Here is a 16,664-nt window from a genome sequence, read left to right as displayed (position 1 = left end):
AATTCTGGCCAAGGGGCGCGGGATCGGGTAGCGAAAGGCAGACACCAATCAGGAGGCGTGCGGCGTGATTCCGGTTCGGGGAGTGGAAGGGCAATGCGTGGCGGTGCTGGGCCTCGGGCGGTCGGGCCTGTCGGCGGCACGGGCGCTGAAGGCGGGCGGCGCGGACGTGTTGTGCTGGGACGACAATCCGGCGGCGCGGGAAGGCGCCGCCGAGGAAGGGTTCGACATCCGGCAGTTCCGGTCGGCCGCGGATTTTGCCGATGTGGGCAGCCTGATCGTCAGCCCGGGCATTCCGCATCTTTACCCTGAGCCGAACAAGGTGGTGGCCGCAGCCCAGGAGGCGGGCGTGCCGGTGGACAACGATATCGGCATGTTCTTCCAGTCGCTCGCGACCAAGGAGTGGGACAGCTTCGACACGCCGCCGCGGGTGATCGCGGTGACCGGGTCGAACGGGAAATCGACGACCTCGGCCTTGATCCACCACATTTTGCAGGAGGCGGGGCGCGAGGTGCAGTTGGCCGGGAATATCGGGCGCGGCGTGCTGGATATCGACCCGCCGGGGGATGGTGGCGTGGTGGTGCTGGAACTGTCGAGCTACCAGACCGAGCTTGCCCGGGCGCTGACGCCGGACGTGGCGGTGTTTACCAACCTCAGCCCCGATCACCTGGACCGGCATGGCGGGCTGGGCGGCTATTTCGCGGCCAAGCGGCGGCTGTTTGCCGAAGGCGGGCCGGACCGCGCCGTGATTGGCGTGGACGAACCGGAGGGGCTGTTCCTGGCCGGGCAACTGGCGGAAGGGCCGGGCGATGACCGGGTGATCCGGGTGTCGGTGGACCGCAAACTGACCGGGCCGGGATGGCAGGTCTTTGCCCGCAAGGGGTTTCTGTCGGAATACCGCAAGGCGCGGCAGGTGGCGTCGATCGACCTGCGCCGGATCAAGGGCCTGCCGGGGGCGCATAACCACCAGAATGCCTGTTGCGCCTTTGCCGCGTGCCGGACGCTGGGGCTGAGCCCCAAGGTGATCGAGGCCGCGATGCAGAGCTTTGCGGGCCTGCCGCATCGCAGCCAGCTGGTGGCCGAGAAGAACGGTGTGAGTTTCGTCAACGACAGCAAGGCGACCAACGTGGATGCGGCGCTGATGGCGCTTTTGGCGTTTGACCGGATCCGCTGGATCTGCGGCGGGCTAGAGAAAGAGGGCGGGTTGGCCGGATTGAAGGACGGTCTGCCCAATGTCGCGAAGGCTTATGTCATCGGGCGCGAGGCGGCGGGGTTCGCGCTGCAACTCGGTGATGTCGATGCGGAGGTCTGCACGACGATGAGCCATGCGGTGATGCGGGCGATGGAGGATGCGCAGCCCGGTGAGATCGTGTTGCTGGCCCCGGCGGCGGCGAGTTTCGATCAATATGACAGCTTCGAGCGGCGGGGCGAGGATTTCATCGCCGAGGTCAAGGCGCGGCTTTGACAGGACGCCCCGAGAGGGAGGTCTCCCGGGTCAAGCCCGGGGCAGGCAGGGCCGCCCGGGACGGGGTGGTTCTGGTGTGAGCGTCGCGCCGGCGAGGGGCCAGCCCCTCGCGCTCCCCGGAATATTTTTGGCCAGAAGAAGAGCGCGTCAGGTGGCGGCGGCGATGGCGGTGCCGGCGGCCCAGCCCGAGGACCAGGCCCATTGAAAGTTGTAGCCGCCGAGCCAGCCGGTGACGTCGACGGCCTCGCCGATCATGTAGAGGCCCGGGACGTCGCGGCTTTGCATGGTTTTCGATGAAATGCGGTCGGTGGCGATGCCACCAAGGGTGACTTCGGCGGTGCGGTAGCCTTCGGAGCCGGTGGGCTTGAGCTGCCATTGGCGCAGGGCGTCGGTGATTTCAGTAAGACGCGCGTCGGACTGGTCCGCGAGATTGCCGTTGAGGGCGAGCGCGGGGGCGAGGTGGTCGATCAGGCGGGTGGGCAGGTGACGGGCAAGCTCGGTGGTGAGAGCGCGGCGGCCCTCGGTCTTGCGCTGGGTGCGCAGGGTGTCATAGAGCGTCGCGTCGGGGTCGAGGTCGACGATGATGGCATCGCCTTCGTGCCAGTAGGAGGAGGCTTGCAGGACCGCGGGCCCTGAGAGGCCGCGATGGGTGAAGAGGACGGCCTCGGTGAAGGCGGTGTCGCTTGCCGTGACGCGGGCAGGCGCCGCGACGCCGGAGATGGGGGCGAAGCGCTGGTCGGAGAAGGTTAGCGGGACGAGGGCGGGGCGCGTGTCGGTCACGGTGTGGCCGAACTGGCGTGCGATATCGTAGGCGAGGCCGGTGGCGCCCATGGCGGGGATCGACTTGCCGCCTGTGGCCAGCACGAGGTTGCGCGCGGTGACGCTGTGGCGCGTGCCCTCGCGGTCGAGGGTGACGGTGAAGCGGGCGCCGTCATGGGAGATTTCGCCCACGGCGGTTTGCAGCCAGAGGTCGGCGCCCGCCGCGGTCATCTCGTCCCGCAGCATCTGGATGATCTGGGGGGATTTGCCGTCGCAGAAAAGCTGGCCCAGCGTCTTTTCGTGCCAGGTGATGCCGTGGCGGGCGACGAGGTCGATGAAATCCCACTGGGTGTAGCGGCTGAGTGCGGATTTGTGGAAATGCGGGTTTGCCCCGAGGAAATTGCCGGGCGCGGTGTGCAGGTTGGTGAAATTGCAGCGCCCGCCGCCGGAGATGCGGATCTTTTCGCCCGGCGCCTTGGCGTGGTCGACGACCAGCGTGTCGGGGCCGGCATGGGCCGCGCACATCATGCCGGCGGCGCCGGCGCCGAGGATGAGGGTTTTGACGTTCATTTTGTTCCCGTGCCCCAGCGGGGGGCGGGCGTCAAGGTGGCGGTGCTGGGTACGGTTCCTGTCATTGGAACGCCGCGCGCTCGGGGGGTGTTGACGTCTCGCAACCCAAGACAAACGGAGGAGTCACATGAACATCCAGACACGACACGATATGCTGACTGCTCAGGACGAGTATCCGACCCGTGTGCCGGGCGAGGAACGACTGAGCCAGCGCAAGGACCCTGTCCTGTGGTCGGACTGGTCCGAAGACGCGCCGATCGGCAAGGACGAGGCGGAGCATTATGCCGAGAACGGTTACCTGGTGCGCCGCGACATGTTCGACGCGGACGAGCTGAAGGTGCTGACCGAGACCGCGGACATGCTGCGCGAGGGCGGCGGGGACATTCCCGACGACGACCTGATCCGCGAACCCGACAGCGAAGCGGTGCGCACCGTCTTTCGTCTCGACGAGCATTCCAAGGCATTCCGCCGTCTGGCCTGCGATCGCCGCCTGGCTGGCGTGGCCGAGTTCCTTCTGGGCGACGCGGTGTACTTGCACCAGTCGCGGCTGAACTACAAACCGGGGTTCGCCGGGAAGGAGTTCTACTGGCATTCGGATTTCGAGACCTGGCACGCGGAGGACGGGATGCCGCGGATGCGCGCGGTGTCGGCCTCGGTTTTGCTGACGCCGAACGGGCCGCATAATGGCCCGCTGCTGCTGGTGCCGGGGTCACAGGACGTGTTCATCAGCTGCGTGGGCGAGACGCCCGAGGATAATCATGCCACCTCGCTGAAGGAGCAGAAGGTGGGCGTGCCGCAGCCCGGCACGATCGACCGGATGGCGCAGGAGGCGGGCGGCATTGCCTCGGCGCAGGGGGACACCGGCACGGTGATCTTCTTTGACTGCAACACGCTGCACGGCTCGAACGGGAACATCACGCCCGATCCGCGGGCCAACGCGTTCTTCGTCTATAACGCGATGTCGAACGCGCTGACCCGGCCCTATGCGGCCCGCGGTCCCCGGCCCGATTTCCTGGCCAACCGCGAGACGCCCGAAGCGATCCGCACAGTTTCGGGCAAACTGACCGGCTAAAGACGGCCCGGTGGGGTGTAGAACGCTTCCCACCGGGCAAAACTGCTGCTATACTGGACAGAACGCCCCCGGTCTAAAGAGGGGCAAGAGGCAGTGTTCGGCGGATTCAAATGACAGAAATGGTGTATGGTGCGGCCCCCGTGCAGGGTGGCGAACCGATCCTCCCCAAATGGTGGCGGACCCTCGACAAGTGGTCGATCTCCTGCGTGCTGATCCTGTTCGGGATCGGGCTTTTGCTGGCGCTGGCGGCCTCGGTGCCGCTGGCCGAGAAAAACGGGTTCGAGCAGTTTCATTACGTCAAGCGGCAGGCGGCGTTCGGCTTCATGGCGCTGGCGGTGATGCTGCTGACGTCGATGATGAGCCCGCTTCTGGTGCGGCGCCTGGCGGTGCTGGGCTTTGTCTTGGCGTTCGCGGCGATGGCGATGCTGCCGTTTTTCGGCACGGATTTCGGCAAGGGCGCGGTGCGTTGGTACAGCCTTGGGTTCGCCAGCCTGCAGCCATCGGAATTTCTGAAGCCCGGTTTCGTGGTGGTGGCCGCGTGGATGATGGCGGCCAGCAAGGAGATCAACGGCCCGCCGGGGATACGGCTGAGCTTTGTGCTGGCGGTGCTTATCGTGCTGATGCTGGCGATGCAGCCGGATTTCGGGCAGGCCTGCCTGGTGCTGTTCGGCTGGGGCGTGATGTATTTCGTGGCCGGGGCGCCGATCCTGTTGCTGGTGCTGATCGCGGGCGTCGTGGTGTGCGCGGGCTCGCTGGCCTATTCCAACTCGGAACACTTCGCGCGGCGGATCGACGGGTTCCTGAGCCCGGACGTGGACCCCAACACGCAGCTTGGCTTTGCCACCAACGCGATCCGCGAGGGCGGGTTCTTTGGCGTGGGCGTGGGCGAGGGGTCAGTCAAGTGGTCGCTGCCCGACGCGCATACGGATTTCATCATTGCCGTGGCGGCCGAGGAGTATGGCCTGATCCTGGTGCTGGCGATCATCGCGCTTTACGGCAGCATCGTCGTGCGGTCGTTGAGCCGCCTGATGCGGGAGCGTGATCCGTTCATCCGGCTGGCCGGGGCGGGCCTTGTGGCGATGTTCGGCGTGCAGGCGATGATCAACATGGGTGTGGCGGTGCGGCTGTTGCCGGCAAAAGGCATGACGCTGCCCTTTGTCAGCTACGGCGGGTCGTCGCTGATCGCCACCGGCATCGCGGTGGGGATGCTGTTCGCCTTTACCCGCAGCCGGCCGCAGGGCGAGATCAACGACATCCTGAGAGGCCGTCCGAGATGAGCGAACGGCAACCCCTTCTGGTCATTGCCGCGGGCGGCACGGGCGGGCACATGTTTCCCGCGCAAAGCCTGGCCGAGGCGATGCTGCGGCGGGGGTGGCGTGTGAAGCTGTCGACCGATCCGCGGGGCGCGCGCTATACCGGCGGGTTCCCGCATTCGGTTCAGATCGAGCAGGTGGCGAGTGCGACCTTCGCCCGGGGCGGCATATTCAACAAGCTGGTGGCGCCGTTTCACATTCTTGGCGGGGTGCTGGGCGCGACGCTGCGCATGATGCGCGACAAGCCCGACGTGGTGGTGGGGTTCGGCGGCTATCCGACGATACCGGCGCTGAGTGCGGCGATCCTTCTGCGGCGGCCGCGGATGATCCATGAACAGAACGGCGTTCTGGGGCGGGTGAACAAGCTGTTGGCCAAGCGCGTCGACAAGGTGCTTTGCGGCACCTGGCCGACGGCATTGCCCGAGGGCGTGGAGGGCACCCATGTGGGCAACCCGGTGCGGCTGGCCGTGCATGAACGCGCGGGCGCGGGATACATTCCGCCGGGGGATTACCCGATGTCGATCCTGGTGATCGGCGGCAGCCAGGGCGCGCGCATCCTGAGCGACGTGGTGCCGCCCGCGATAGCGAACCTGCCGATGGAGGTGCTGCGCAACATCCGCGTCAGCCACCAGGCGCGCGACGAGGATGGCGAGCGGGTGGCGAAGCTTTATGCCGAGAACGGGATCGACGCCGATGTGCAGCCGTTTTTCCGCGACGTGCCCGCGCGGATGTCCGAGGCGCAACTGGTGATAAGCCGGGCGGGGGCGAGCAGCGTGGCCGATATCTCGGTCATCGGGCGGCCCGCGATCCTGATCCCCTTTGCCGCCGCCACGGAAGACCACCAGACAGCGAACGCCAAAGGCCTGTCCAAGGCCGGCGGCGCGATCGTGATCCCGGAATCTCGGCTTGAGGTCGACGCGCTTTCGGAGCAGATAGCCTCGGTGCTGACGAATCCCCAAGGGGCGAGCCAGATGGCACAGGCGGCGCTGAGCGTGGGCATGCCCGACGCGGCGCAGGCGCTGGCGGATATAACAGAAGAACTGGCACGGAGCAGACAGTCATGAGGGACCTTTCATTCGAAGGAGCCAAACCGATGAACGCGGCATTGAAACTTCCCGGCGACGTCGGGCCCATTCATTTCGTGGGTATCGGGGGTATCGGCATGTCGGGCATCGCCGAGGTGCTCTTGAACCATGGCTATACCGTGCAAGGCTCGGACCTGAAGACATCCAAGATCACCGACCGGCTGGAGAAGGCCGGCGCGACGATCTTCGAAGGGCAGGAGGCGGCGAACCTCGACGCGGCGCAGGTCGTGGTGATCTCGTCCGCGATCAAGCCGGGCAATGCCGAGTTGGACGAGGCGCGGCGGCGCGGGTTGCCGGTGGTGCGCCGGGCCGAGATGCTGGCCGAGTTGATGCGGCTGAAATCGAACGTCGCGGTGGCCGGGACGCATGGCAAGACGACCACGACGACGATGGTCGCGGCGCTGCTGGATCATGGGAAATACGACCCCACGGTGATCAATGGCGGGATCATCCACGCTTACGGCAGCAATGCGCGCGTGGGGCAAGGCGAATGGATGGTCGTGGAGGCCGACGAGAGCGACGGCACCTTCAACCGGCTGCCCGCCACGATTGCCATCGTGACCAATATCGACCCCGAGCACATGGAGCATTGGGGCACCGAAGAGGCGCTGCACCAGGGGTTCCTGGATTTCGTGTCGAACATTCCGTTTTATGGCCTGGCGATCTGTTGCACCGATGACCCGGACGTGCAGACGCTGGTGGGCAAGATCAGCGACCGGCGTGTGATCACCTTCGGGTTCAACGCGCAGGCCGACGTGCGGGCGAGGAACCTGACCTACGAGGCCGGCGTGGCGCATTTCGACATCGCGTTGCAGGCCGAGGGCATGGTGATCGAAGGCTGCAGCCTGCCGATGCCGGGGGACCATAACGTGTCGAACGCTTTGAGTGCCGTGGCGGTGGCGCGCAGCCTGGGGATGAAAACTGACGAGATCCGCGAGGCGCTGGCGTCCTTCGGCGGCGTGAATCGCCGCTTTACCCGCGTGGGCGAGGTGGACGGCGTGACCATCATCGACGATTACGGACATCACCCGGTAGAGATTGCCGCGGTGCTGAAAGCCGCGCGGCAGGCCACTAAGGGCCGGATCATCGCGGTGCATCAGCCGCACCGGTATAGCCGCTTGCATTCGCTGTTCGACGATTTCTGCGCGTGCTTCAACGATGCGGACGTGGTGGCCATTGCCGAGGTATACGGCGCCGGCGAAGACCCGATCAAGGGCGCCAGCCGCGACGATCTCGTGGCGGGGCTGATTGCCCATGGCCATCGACACGCGCGGGCAATCCTGGGCGAGGATGACCTGGTGCGGTTGGTGCGCGAGCAAGCGAAACCGGGCGACATGGTGGTCTGTCTTGGCGCCGGTACGATCAGCACCTGGGCGAACGGGTTGCCGGAAAAGCTGAAAGGGTAGCGGGCTGGTGACCGGAATTTTTCGAAAATTCCGGAATAGAAAATATGCATTTTCTATTCCGTTTTCTGCGCAGAAAACGGTCGTGACTCCAGGCGGGAGGCATTGAGATGGCCGAGGCCCTGAAACGCCGGATCGGGTTGGGTCTGCTGACGGCTTATGGCGTGGGCGTCATGGTGGGGGCGGGCATCTACGTGCTCGTCGGTGCCGTCGCCGCCGATGCTGGGGTTTGGGCGCCGCTGGCGTTTCTGGTGGCCGGGATCGTGGCCGCGCCGACCGCTTTGTCCTATGCCGAGTTTTCCACGCGCCTGCCGGAAGCGGCAGGCGAGGCGGTTTTCGTCGAGAAGGGGCTGGGCGTGGGCGCGCTCGGAATCGTGGTCGGGCTGGCAATCGTGGCCGCCGGGATCGTGTCCGCCGGGGCGGTGCTGCGCGGTGGCACAGGCTACCTCACGTCGATCACCGGATTGCCGTTCGAGGCGACGGTGGCGGTGATGGGGCTGGCGCTGGTCGCGGTGGCGGTGATCGGCGTTCTGGAAAGCCTTGCGCTGGCGGCGGTGTTCACGGCGGTCGAGCTTTTCGGGTTGGGGCTGGTGATCTTCGCGGGCGCCACGGCAGAGCCCGTCGTGAGCTTTTCCGCCGCGCCGCCGGTCGTCTGGTCGGGCGTGGCGGCGGGGGCTGTGCTGGCCTTTTTCGCCTTTATCGGGTTCGAGGACATCGTGAACATGGCCGAGGAAGTGCGCGATCCGCACCGGACCCTGCCGCGGGCGATCCTGTTGTCGCTGCTGATCACCAGCCTGCTTTACGCGCTGGTATCCTTTGCCGCCGTGCGGGCCGTGCCGCTGGAACGGTTGGCTGTGTCGGAGCAACCGCTGGCGTTGGTCTGGCAGGAGGCACGGGGCGGAAGTGCCGCGTTCCTGTCGGTGATCGCGGTGGCGGCGGCCCTCAACGGTGTGCTGGCGCAGATCGTGATGGCGGCTCGGGTCCTTTTCGGGATGGGCAAGCGGCACGGGGCGCTGGCGATGTTCCACCGCGCGCATCCGCGGCTGGGCACGCCGGTTCTGGCGACGTTGCTGGTGGGCGCAGGTGTGATCGCGGGGGCGCTGGCCCTGCCGGTCGCCGATCTGGCCGAAGTGACCTCGGCCATCCTGCTGTCGGTGTTCGTGCTCGTCAACGCGGCGCTGATCGCGATGAAGTTCAAGAGCCCCGAGGCGCCGTTCCGGGTGCCCATGGCCGTGCCGGTCTTCGGGCTGGTCGCGGCGCTGGCCGCCTTTGGCGTGACGATTGGAGGTGTCGTGTGACCGTAGTCTTGCTGGCCTGTCTGTGGGTGGTTGCGGGATCGCTCGTGGCGTTTCTGCCGATGCGCCATCAATACGCGCCGGGGATCGCGCTTTTGGTGCTTGCCCCGGTGTTGATCCGGATGGTCGGGCAGGAGTATGGCGTCGTGCCCGCCGCGCTGGCGGTGCTGGCGTTTGTGTCGATGTTCCGCAATCCGCTGCGCTATTTCGCGCGGCGCCTCGGAGGTGAAAGACCGGAGATACCGAAATGAGCCTGTCCCTTGTTCTTGCCTGTATCTGGGCCGTGGCGGCCAATCTTCTGGCGATGATCCCGAGCCGGGACAATCACTGGCGGCGGGCCTATCTGTTGGTCGCCGTGGGTATCCCGATCCTGGGCTATGTCACCTGGCAGAACGGGCCCTGGGTCGGTCTGTTCGTGCTGGCGGCGGGTATGAGCCTGTTGCGCTGGCCGGTGATCTATCTTGGCCGCTGGGCCCGGCGGTCTGTCGGCGGGGACGTGGCCCGCGATGGGGATTGAGTATTTTCGGCAAGAAAAAGCGCGGTCGGTCTTTTATCCCGGAACAGGGTGAGGCAATAGCGGGCGCATGAGCGATTTTCCCGAGGTACGTGGCCGGTTGAGCGAGAAGCGGATGCTGGCCGATCTGACCTGGCTGCGTGTGGGCGGGCCGGCGGACTGGTTGTTTCAGCCGGCCGATCTTGACGATCTGGCGGCGTTCCTGCGCGATCTGGAGCCAGGCGTGACGGTCTTTCCCATGGGGGTTGGCAGCAACCTGATCGTGCGGGACGGTGGCTTGCGCGCCGTGGTGATCCGGCTGGGACGCGGGTTCAATTCCATCGAGGTCGAGGGCACGCGCGTGACCGCCGGGGCGGCGGCGCTGGATGCGCACGTGGCCCGCCGGGCCGGCGAGGCGGGGGTCGACCTGACCTTTCTGCGGACCATTCCCGGCGCCATTGGCGGGGCCGTGCGCATGAATGCAGGGTGCTATGGCAGTTACGTGGCCGATCATTTCGTCGAGGCGCAGGCGGTCAGCCGCGCGGGCGAGGTGGTGACGCTGAGCGCCGATGATCTGAAGTTCCAATATAGACAGACCGATCTGCCCGAGGGCTGGGTCATCACGCGGGCGACGTTCGATGGCGTTGCGGGCGATCCCGAGGACCTGGCCATGCGAATGGAAGCGCAGCTGAAGAAGCGCGACGAGACGCAGCCGACCAAGGATCGCACGGCCGGAAGCACCTTTCGCAACCCGGCCGGGTTCAGCAGCACCGGGCGGGCCGACGACACCCATGACCTGAAGGCGTGGAAGGTGATCGACAACGCCGGGATGCGCGGCGCCACGCGGGGCGGGGCGCAGATGAGCGAGAAGCATTCCAACTTCCTGATCAATACCGGGGGCGCCACGGCGGCGGACCTGGAAGGTTTGGGCGAGGAAGTGCGAAAAAAGGTTTTCCAAGACAGCGGAATAGAGTTACATTGGGAAATCATGAGGGTCGGCGAAACGGCCCCTTCCGCGGATTGAGGCGGACACAATAAAACAAGGGTCGATAACGACCCGGGACATTGAGGCAGTAAGGTGGTTTCTTCGAGCGGAAACGCCCCGACTGTTGCGGTGATAATGGGTGGCCCCTCGGCCGAACGCGAGGTGTCCCTCTCGTCAGGACAGGAATGCGCCGCAGCACTCCGGGAGGCAGGCTATGAGGTGGTCGAGGTCGATGCCGGCCGCGACCTTGCCGTGGTTCTGGCGGACCTCGAACCCGACGTGGTGTTCAACGCCCTGCATGGCCGCTGGGGCGAGGATGGCTGCGTGCAGGGTTTGCTGGAATGGATGCAGATCCCCTATACCCATTCGGGCGTTCTGTCCTCGGCGCTGGCGCTGGACAAGCAGCGCACCAAGGCGGTGTACCGGGCCGCGGGCCTGCCGGTGGTCAACAGCATCATCGTGGACAAGGACGAGGTGGCCAAGGCGCATGTGATGCCGCCGCCCTACGTGGTGAAGCCAAATAACGAAGGCTCGTCCGTGGGCGTCTACATCGTGCACGAAGCCGCGAACGCGCCGCCGCAGCTGTCCGAAGACATGCCGCGATCGGTCATGGTGGAGGCGTTCGCGCCCGGGCGGGAACTGACGACCTCGGTGATCGGCGACCGGGCGCTGGGGGTGACGGATATCATCACCGATGGATGGTACGATTATCATGCGAAATATGCAGCCGGTGGGTCGCGCCACGTGATCCCGGCCGACATTCCGCAGGAAATTGCCGAGGCCTGCGAGGATTACGCGCTGCGGGCGCATGAGGTGCTGGGCTGTCGCGGTTTGAGCCGCACGGATTTCCGCTGGGACGAGGCGAAAGGGCTGGACGGCCTGATCCTGCTGGAGACCAACACCCAGCCCGGAATGACCCCCACATCGCTGAGCCCCGAGCAGGCGCAGGCGGCGGGCATGAGTTTTCCGCAATTGTGCGACTGGCTGGTGAAGGACGCGTCATGCAACAGGTGAAACGACTGGAGCCCAAGGCCGATCCCGCGCCGTCGCGTTGGTCCTATCGCTATCAGCGGCTGATGCTGACGCCGCTGTTTCGCAAGCTTCTGCGGGTGGGGGTGCCAGTCTGCCTGGTCTTCGGTCTGGGCACTGCGTATTTTTCGGACCCCGAGCGGCAGGAGGCAATCGCGCTGGCGGTGGCCGATATCCGCGAGCAGATCGAGACGCGGCCCGAATTCATGGTGAACCTGCTGGCCGTGGAAGGCGCCAGCGGCACGGTCGAGGAGGATATTCGCGAGATTTTCCCGCATGACCTGCCGGCCAGTTCCTTTGACATCGACCTTGACGCGGTGCGCGTGTCGATCACCGGGCTTCCGGCTGTGGCCAACGCATCTGTCCGCGTGCGGCAGGGCGGTGTGCTGGTGGCGCAGGTGGAAGAGCGGCAGCCGGTGGCGATCTGGCGGTCGCGCGATGGACTGGGAGTCGTGGACGTCGAAGGCGTGGTGATCGGCGATATCGCGCAGCGGCCGGACCGCGCCGACCTGCCGGTGATCGCCGGCACGGGCGCGAGCGAGGCGGTGCCCGAGGCGCTGGAGATCCTGAAGGCGGCGGCGCCGCTGCGGTCGCGGCTGCGCGGGCTGGTGCGCATGGGCGAGCGGCGCTGGGACGTGGTGCTGGATCGTGACCAGCGCATCCTCTTGCCGGAAACCGATCCGGTGCGCGCGTTGGAGCGCGTGATCGTTCTGGCCGAAGTGCAGGACATGCTGGAGCGGGATGTTGCGGCGGTGGACATGCGCCTTGCGTCCCGGCCGACCATAAGAATGAACGAAAACGCGGTGTCCGAGTGGTGGCGCGTGACAAACATGACCGTAGGGGCGGAATAAGATGATCGAGCTTTATGAATCGCAAAGGGCGATGCGGAACATGCGCCGGGCGGCGATGCAGCGCGGTGTCGTGGCGGTTCTGGACGTCGGGACCTCGAAGATCGCCTGCCTCGTGCTGCGTTTCGACGGCAGCGACCGGCTGCGCGAGACCGAGGGTGTGGGTGCTCTGGCCGGTCAGGCCGGGTTCCGGGTGATCGGGGCCGCGACGACGCGGTCGCGCGGCGTGCGATACGGCGAGATCACGACGATGGCCGAGACCGAGCGGGCCATCCGCACGGCCCTGCAGGCGGCGCAGAAGATGGCCAATATCCGCGTCGACCACGTGATTGCCTGTTTCTCGGGGGCCGAGCCGCGCAGCTATGGCCTGGCGGGCCAGGTGGAACTGGAAGCCAGCACCGTGTCCGAGCAGGACATCAGCCGGGTGCTGTCGTCCTGTGACGTGCCCGATTTCGGCGAAGGGCGCGAGGTGCTGCATGCCCAGCCGGTGAATTTCGCGCTGGACCACCGCTCGGGACTCAATGATCCGCGCGGGCAGCTGGGACAGGACCTGGCGGTGGACATGCACATGCTGACGGTCGATGGCGCGGCGGTCCAGAACCTGGCGCATTGCGTGAAACGCTGCGACCTGGAACTGGCTGGGCTGGCAAGCTCGGCCTACGTCTCGGGGATTTCGTCGCTGGTCGAGGACGAGCAGGAGTTGGGTGCGGCCTGCATCGACATGGGCGGCGGCAGCGCCGGCGTATCGATCTTCATGAAAAAACACATGATCTATGCCGACACGGTGCGGATCGGGGGCGAACATGTCACCGGCGACATCTCGATGGGGCTGCAGGTGCCGCATGCCACGGCGGAGCGGATCAAGACCTTCTATGGCGGCGTCGTCGCCACGGGCATGGACGACCGCGAGATGATCGAAATCGGCGGCGAGACCGGCGATTGGGAGCATGACCGGCGCACGGTGAGCCGTGCCGAACTGATCGGCATCATGCGGCCTCGGGTCGAGGAGATCCTGGAGGAAGTGCGCGCGCGGCTGGACGCCGCCGGGTTCCAGCATTTGCAGAGCCAGCAGATCGTGCTGACCGGCGGCGGCAGCCAGATCCCCGGCCTTGACGGGCTGGCGACGCGCATCCTGGGACAACAGGTGCGGCTGGGCCGGCCGTTGCGGGTGCACGGGTTGCCACAGGCGGCGACCGGGGCGGGGTTTGCCAGCGCGGTGGGTATGTGCCTGTTCGCGGCGAATCCCCAGGACGAATGGTGGGACTTTGAAATTCCGGTGGATCGCTACCCGGCGCGGTCCCTCAAGCGGGCGGTAAAATGGTTCAAGGACAACTGGTGATCGCAAAATCTGGGGGTTTCGGCGAAATCCCGCGTGAAAGCGTGAAAAAACACCCATATTTTGTGGCATTTCCTTGTTTTTTGGGTGACGTAACGGCGACGGGACGGTACTATTAATACAATTTAGGCGGATTAAGCCTGCGCAAGGCGGGCACAACAGCAGGCAAAGAAGGCGGAGCAATGACACTTAATCTCAGCATGCCAGGTCAGGGACAGGACCATGAACTCAAGCCGCGCATCACCGTTTTCGGTGTCGGCGGGGCAGGCGGCAACGCCGTCAACAACATGATCGAGAAACAGCTGGAAGGCGTCGATTTCGTCGTCGCCAACACCGATGCGCAGGCGCTGTCCCAGAGCAACGCGCCGAACCGCATCCAGCTGGGTGTGAAAGTCACCGAAGGTCTTGGCGCCGGCGCGAAAGCCGCCGTGGGTGCAGCGGCCGCGGAAGAGAATATCGAACAGATCGTCGACCAGCTGGCGGGGGCGCACATGTGCTTCATCACCGCCGGCATGGGCGGCGGCACGGGCACCGGCGCGGCCCCGATCATCGCTCAGGCAGCGCGTGAACTTGGCGTGCTAACCGTCGGCGTCGTCACGAAACCTTTCCAGTTCGAAGGCGCCAAGCGGATGCGCCAGGCCGAGGAAGGCGTGGACATGCTGCAGAAGATGGTCGACACGCTGATCATCATCCCGAACCAGAACCTTTTCCGTCTGGCGAACGAGAAAACGACCTTCACCGAGGCGTTCTCGTTGGCCGATGACGTTCTTTACCAGGGTGTGAAGGGTGTGACCGACCTGATGGTGCGCCCGGGCCTGATCAACCTCGACTTTGCCGACGTGCGCGCGGTGATGGACGAGATGGGCAAGGCGATGATGGGAACCGGCGAGGACGACAGCGAAGAGCGCGCGATCCAGGCTGCCGAGAAGGCCATAGCGAACCCGCTGCTGGACGAAATCAGCCTGCGCGGGGCGAAGGGTGTCCTGATCAACATCACCGGCGGGCACGACCTGACGCTGTTCGAGCTGGACGAAGCGGCCAACCGCATCCGCGAGGAAGTGGACGCCGACGCCAACATCATCGTGGGCAGCACGATGGATCCGACGATGGAAGGCTTCATGCGCGTCTCCGTCGTGGCCACCGGCATCGACGCCAGCGACGAGAGCAAGGAAATCCCGGTGCCGCGTCGCTCGCTTGCAGAGCCGCTTAAGCCGGTTGAAGACGTCGAGGTCGAGGCGATCGAGGCCTACGAGGAAAAAGTCGAGCCGGTAGCGGAGCCCGCCGTGGCGGCGAGCACCGAAACGGCCGAAGAGCCCAGCCTGTTCAATGCCTTTGACGCGCAGCGCGCAGCGGCCGAAGAGCAGATGGAAGACATCTTCGAGGCCGAGAGCGGCGAGCGCGACTTGCCGCCGCCGGCCTATACGCCGCGCCCCGAGCCCGAAACTTTCGTGGCGCAGGCGGAAGAACCCGAGACCTTCGTGGCGCCCAAGGCCCCCGCGCCGGGCACCCCGTCGCAGGACGCTCTGGCCCGGCTTCAGGCCGCGGTGCATCACCGTGGCGGCGAAACCCGCCAGCCAGCGCAAGAAGCGCCCGCAGCTGCACAGGGGCAGGGTCCGGCACATGCCGCCGAGAAGCCGCGTTTCGGGATCAACTCGCTGATCAACCGGATGACGGGTCATGGCATGGAAGGGCAGCCGCAGCAGCCGCAGCGCCCGGTGCGCCAGCAGCCGCCGATGCAGGCCACGGCGCCGCAGCCGGAGGTGCGCGACGAGCGTGAGGAAGAGGACGACCAGATCGAAATTCCCGCATTCCTGCGCCGCCAGGCGAACTGATCCGAACAATAAATCACTATGCTAAGGGGCCGCGAAAAGCGGCCCTTTTTCGTTGTGGTGCAAGGAGTTGGCAGGTTGTGCGGCAGAGTTGGCAAAAAACCGCCAAGCCTTGCAACATCGATGTTTCAGCGCGTTGCAAAGAGTGAATTGAGGATTTCTTCGGAGCGAAATAGGTGTGGCTGAGTTAATTAAAATATGCCGATCTTCGGCCTGAGGTAAGCACGTGCAAAATACGGTCAAAACCCCGGTATCTTTCGATGGCCTCGGCCTGCACTCGGGTGCCCCCGCGCGCCTGACCATCCTGCCGGCGCCGGCGAACCGCGGAATCGTCTTTCGGCGGATCGACGGCGATTTGCGTGACTGCGAAATCCCGGCGCGCTGGGACATGGTGAACCAGTCGCCGCTTTGCACCCTTCTGGAAAACGCGGCGGGCGTCAGCATTTCGACGGTCGAGCACATCATGGCGGCCCTGTCGGGATGCGGTGTGCACAACGCGGTGATCGAGGTCAACGGACCGGAGGTGCCCATCCTGGATGGCAGCTCGGCCCCGTTCGTGCATGGCATCCTGTCCACCGGGCTGCGCCGCCAGCACGCGCCGGTACGCGCGCTGAAGGTTCTGAAGCCTGTCGAGGTGGTCAAGGGTGACGCAAAGGCCCGGCTGGTGCCGCATGACACGCTGCTGCTGGAATTCGTGATCGAGTTCGATGATGCGGCGATCGGGCGGCAGAAAAAGCTTCTGAATATGTCGAACGGCAGTTTCGTGCGCGAATTGTCGACCGCGCGCACCTTCTGCCGCAAGGCGGACGTGGACGCGATGCGCGCCAACGGTTTGGCCCTGGGTGGCAATCCCGGAGAGAACGCGGTGGTCTTCGACGGGGACCGTGTGCTGAGCCCAGGCGGGCTGCGCCAGCCGGATGAACCGGTGCGGCACAAGATGCTGGATGCGCTTGGCGACCTGGCGCTGGCCGGTCTGCCGATCCTGGGCCATTACAGCGGTCTGCGCGCCGGGCATGCGGTCACCAACGACCTGCTGCGCGCGATGTTCGCCCAGCCCGATACGTTCGAGATCGTGACCTGCGACGCCGAGACCGCCGCCCGGCTGCCCGGCGCGGGCGTGCATTGGGCCGAGGTACCTGAGGTCGCCTGACCACAGGTTAGTGCTTTGTGACCTGCAATCGGGTC

At 65.8% G+C, this 16,664-nt stretch carries 15 protein-coding genes; 14 read left to right on the top strand and 1 reads right to left on the bottom strand.

The window, feature by feature from the left end; all coding sequences use genetic code 11:
- Window positions 1-64: 64 nt before the first annotated feature.
- Window positions 65-1,462: a UDP-N-acetylmuramoyl-L-alanine--D-glutamate ligase gene (murD, locus tag PVV74_RS02320; protein WP_274592092.1), complete on the top strand. Its 1,398-nt coding sequence runs from the start codon at window positions 65-67 to the stop codon at window positions 1,460-1,462.
- Between the two features lie 147 nt (window positions 1,463-1,609).
- On the opposite strand, the gene PVV74_RS02315 is transcribed toward murD, so the two are convergent.
- Window positions 1,610-2,791: an NAD(P)/FAD-dependent oxidoreductase gene (locus PVV74_RS02315; RefSeq protein WP_274592091.1), complete on the bottom strand. Its 1,182-nt coding sequence runs from the start codon at window positions 2,789-2,791 to the stop codon at window positions 1,610-1,612.
- Between the two features lie 127 nt (window positions 2,792-2,918).
- On the opposite strand from PVV74_RS02315, the gene PVV74_RS02310 reads away from it, so the two are divergent.
- From PVV74_RS02310 to lpxC, 13 genes are all read left to right on the top strand, one after another.
- Entirely contained in the window at window positions 2,919-3,863 is a 945-nt protein-coding gene (locus PVV74_RS02310; protein ID WP_103761569.1) for a phytanoyl-CoA dioxygenase family protein, read from the top strand.
- A 110-nt stretch (window positions 3,864-3,973) separates the two neighbouring features.
- Window positions 3,974-5,140, top strand: a complete 1,167-nt coding sequence (gene ftsW, locus PVV74_RS02305; protein ID WP_103761568.1) for a putative lipid II flippase FtsW — start codon at window positions 3,974-3,976, stop codon at window positions 5,138-5,140.
- Window positions 5,137-6,240 carry an undecaprenyldiphospho-muramoylpentapeptide beta-N-acetylglucosaminyltransferase gene (murG, locus tag PVV74_RS02300; protein WP_274592090.1) on the top strand — a complete coding sequence of 368 codons (1,104 nt, stop codon included), beginning with the start codon at window positions 5,137-5,139 and terminating at the stop codon, window positions 6,238-6,240. Before ftsW ends, murG begins: the two co-directional genes overlap by 4 nt.
- 29 nt (window positions 6,241-6,269) lie before the next feature.
- The gene (murC, locus tag PVV74_RS02295) at window positions 6,270-7,667 is read left to right on the top strand and encodes a UDP-N-acetylmuramate--L-alanine ligase (protein ID WP_274592355.1); all 1,398 of its coding nucleotides are present in this window, start codon (window positions 6,270-6,272) and stop codon (window positions 7,665-7,667) included.
- Between the two features lie 107 nt (window positions 7,668-7,774).
- The gene (locus PVV74_RS02290; protein ID WP_274592089.1) at window positions 7,775-8,962 is read left to right on the top strand and encodes an APC family permease; all 1,188 of its coding nucleotides are present in this window, start codon (window positions 7,775-7,777) and stop codon (window positions 8,960-8,962) included.
- Window positions 8,959-9,210, top strand: coding sequence for a DUF2484 family protein (locus tag PVV74_RS02285; protein WP_274592088.1), 252 nt, complete (start codon window positions 8,959-8,961; stop codon window positions 9,208-9,210). Before PVV74_RS02290 ends, PVV74_RS02285 begins: the two co-directional genes overlap by 4 nt.
- Window positions 9,207-9,476 (top strand): DUF2484 family protein, encoded by a 270-nt coding sequence (locus tag PVV74_RS02280; protein ID WP_103761563.1) that lies wholly within the window; start codon window positions 9,207-9,209, stop codon window positions 9,474-9,476. The genes PVV74_RS02285 and PVV74_RS02280 overlap by 4 nt, the downstream gene beginning before the upstream one ends.
- A 67-nt stretch (window positions 9,477-9,543) precedes the next feature.
- Complete coding sequence (gene murB / locus PVV74_RS02275) at window positions 9,544-10,476, top strand: UDP-N-acetylmuramate dehydrogenase (protein WP_274592087.1); 933 nt, start codon at window positions 9,544-9,546, stop codon at window positions 10,474-10,476.
- Between the two features lie 96 nt (window positions 10,477-10,572).
- Entirely contained in the window at window positions 10,573-11,451 is an 879-nt protein-coding gene (locus tag PVV74_RS02270) for a D-alanine--D-alanine ligase (protein WP_274592086.1), read from the top strand.
- Complete coding sequence (locus PVV74_RS02265) at window positions 11,439-12,317, top strand: cell division protein FtsQ/DivIB (RefSeq protein WP_274592085.1); 879 nt, start codon at window positions 11,439-11,441, stop codon at window positions 12,315-12,317. Before PVV74_RS02270 ends, PVV74_RS02265 begins: the two co-directional genes overlap by 13 nt.
- A 1-nt stretch (window position 12,318) precedes the next feature.
- Window positions 12,319-13,653, top strand: a complete 1,335-nt coding sequence (gene ftsA, locus PVV74_RS02260) for a cell division protein FtsA (protein WP_103761559.1) — start codon at window positions 12,319-12,321, stop codon at window positions 13,651-13,653.
- 179 nt (window positions 13,654-13,832) lie between these two features.
- Window positions 13,833-15,482, top strand: a complete 1,650-nt coding sequence (gene ftsZ / locus PVV74_RS02255; RefSeq protein WP_274592084.1) for a cell division protein FtsZ — start codon at window positions 13,833-13,835, stop codon at window positions 15,480-15,482.
- A gap of 223 nt (window positions 15,483-15,705) precedes the next feature.
- Complete coding sequence (gene lpxC, locus PVV74_RS02250; RefSeq protein WP_103761557.1) at window positions 15,706-16,629, top strand: UDP-3-O-acyl-N-acetylglucosamine deacetylase; 924 nt, start codon at window positions 15,706-15,708, stop codon at window positions 16,627-16,629.
- The last annotated feature ends 35 nt before the right edge of the window (window positions 16,630-16,664 follow it).

This window comes from Roseovarius sp. SK2, assembly GCF_028807495.1.
Classification (GTDB): domain Bacteria; phylum Pseudomonadota; class Alphaproteobacteria; order Rhodobacterales; family Rhodobacteraceae; genus Roseovarius; species Roseovarius confluentis.
The sequence above is the reverse complement of the archived record's forward strand: the minus strand, read 5'-3'. Positions and strand labels throughout refer to the sequence as shown.